Origin of the sequence: Streptomyces cahuitamycinicus, assembly GCF_002891435.1 — a bacterium.
Taxonomy (GTDB): Bacteria; Actinomycetota; Actinomycetes; order Streptomycetales; family Streptomycetaceae; genus Streptomyces; species Streptomyces cahuitamycinicus.
The window spans coordinates 1-1677 of sequence record NZ_POUC01000804.1 but is presented as its reverse complement, the minus strand read 5'-3'; the positions used below and the strand labels follow the sequence as shown (position 1 = coordinate 1677).

Here is a 1677-nt window from a genome sequence, read left to right as displayed (position 1 = left end):
AGGCGTATCCTCCCGGCCCGCCCGGCGGTCCCGGCCCCTCAGTACCGCGGATGCACCGGTCAGTACCGCGGATGCACCAGCGTCGACGCCGGCAGTCCCGCGATCCGCGTCCCGCGCGCCGCCCGCTCCCCCGCGGCGAGGGACGCCTCCGTCAGGACACTCGGCCGCGGCCCGTCCGGGTCGAACCGCAGCCGTGGGTCCGTGCGGGCGGCCAGGACGAAACCCCAGTCCCGGGGCGCCCGGGAGCGCCCGACGGGGGTGCGGTCGGGCCCGGCGGCAGAGACGGTGTGGCGGCCGCCCGTGCCGTACGGGGCGGTGCGCAGACCGGCCGCGCGCAGGGTCGCCTCGACGGTCCAGTACACGCGCGGGCCGGCCGCGACCGGGCCGGCGTGCACCACGAGCCGACCGCCGGGGGCGAGCACGCGCCGGGCCAGGCCGTAGAACTCCTGCGAGTACAGCTTCGTACTCGCCGTGATGCGCGGATCCGGCAGGTCCGAGACGACCACGTCGTAGGCCGCCGGGGTCGCGCCGCGCAGCCGGCCGAAGGCGTCCTCGGTCGTCACGTGTACGCGCGGGTCACCGAACACGTGCTGGTTGAGCGCGGACAGGGCCGGGTCGGTGCGGGCCAGCCGGACCACCTCGGCGTCGAGTTCGACGACGTCGACCCGGTCGACTCCCGGGTGGCGCAGCACCTCGCGGGCGGCGAGGCCGTCCCCGCCGCCGAGGATCAGCACGCGTGCGTGCGGTCCGCTCATCGCGGGGTGGACGAGGGCCTCGTGGTAGCGCAGTTCGTCACGTTCGCTGACCCGCAGCCGGCCGTCGAGGAACAGGGCGAGGGGCCGCCCGTGCGTGCCGCCGGTGAGGACGACCTCCTGGACTCCGGTCCGGAGCGCCACGCGGACGTCCCCGCCGTACACCGCCTGGCGCGCGGCCCGTTCGAAGTCGTCGACGAGGACGGCGGCCGTGGCGAGGCTCGTGAGGACGAGGGCGTTGCCGAGCAGCAGCAGCCACCTGGCGCGCCGGGTCAGGTCCCGGCGGAACAGACCGAGCACCAGCGCGCCGCCGACGACCGCGTTGACCGCGCCGGTGAGCAGGGCCCCGGTCAACTGCCCGAGGAACGGCAGCAGGAGGAAGGGGAAGGCGAGGCCGCCGACGAGGGCACCGACGTAGTCGGCGGCGGACAGGTCGGCCACCGCACCGCCCGCGTCCTGGCGGCGGATGCGCTGGATCAGCTCCATCAGCAGCGGGACTTCGGCGCCGATGAGCAGCCCGGTGGCGAGGGAGAAGGCGACCAGCAGGAAGCGCGGCCCGTTGGCCCACATCCCGCCCCAGTCGCCGGTCCAGGCGAACACCGCGTACAGGGCCATCGCGCTGCACCCGCCGACGAGCGCGAGGGTGGCCTCGACGGCGCCGAAGCCGGCCGCGGCGAGCGGGCGCAGCCGCTTCGCGGCGAGGGAGCCGATGCCCATCGCGAAGACCATGACGGACAGCACGACGGACGCCTGGGTGACGGAGTCGCCCATCAAGTACGAGGCGAGCGCGACGAGTTCGAGCTCGTACACCAGTCCGCAGGCCGCGCAGACGAACACGCCCGCGAGAACCAGGAACCGTCCGGTGCCGGGCCGGACGGGCAGTCGCGCCGGGTCGGCGGGGCCGTCCGGGGCCTGTCTCTTATAC

At 75.4% G+C, this 1677-nt stretch carries 1 protein-coding gene; it reads right to left on the bottom strand.

Features of this window, described 5'->3' with window-relative positions; translation table 11 throughout:
- Positions 1-59 precede the first annotated feature (59 nt).
- Positions 60-1634 carry a polyamine aminopropyltransferase gene (locus C1J00_RS43015; RefSeq protein ID WP_102914191.1) on the bottom strand — a complete coding sequence of 525 codons (1575 nt, stop codon included), beginning with the start codon at positions 1632-1634 and terminating at the stop codon, positions 60-62.
- Between the last annotated feature and the right edge of the window lie 43 nt (positions 1635-1677).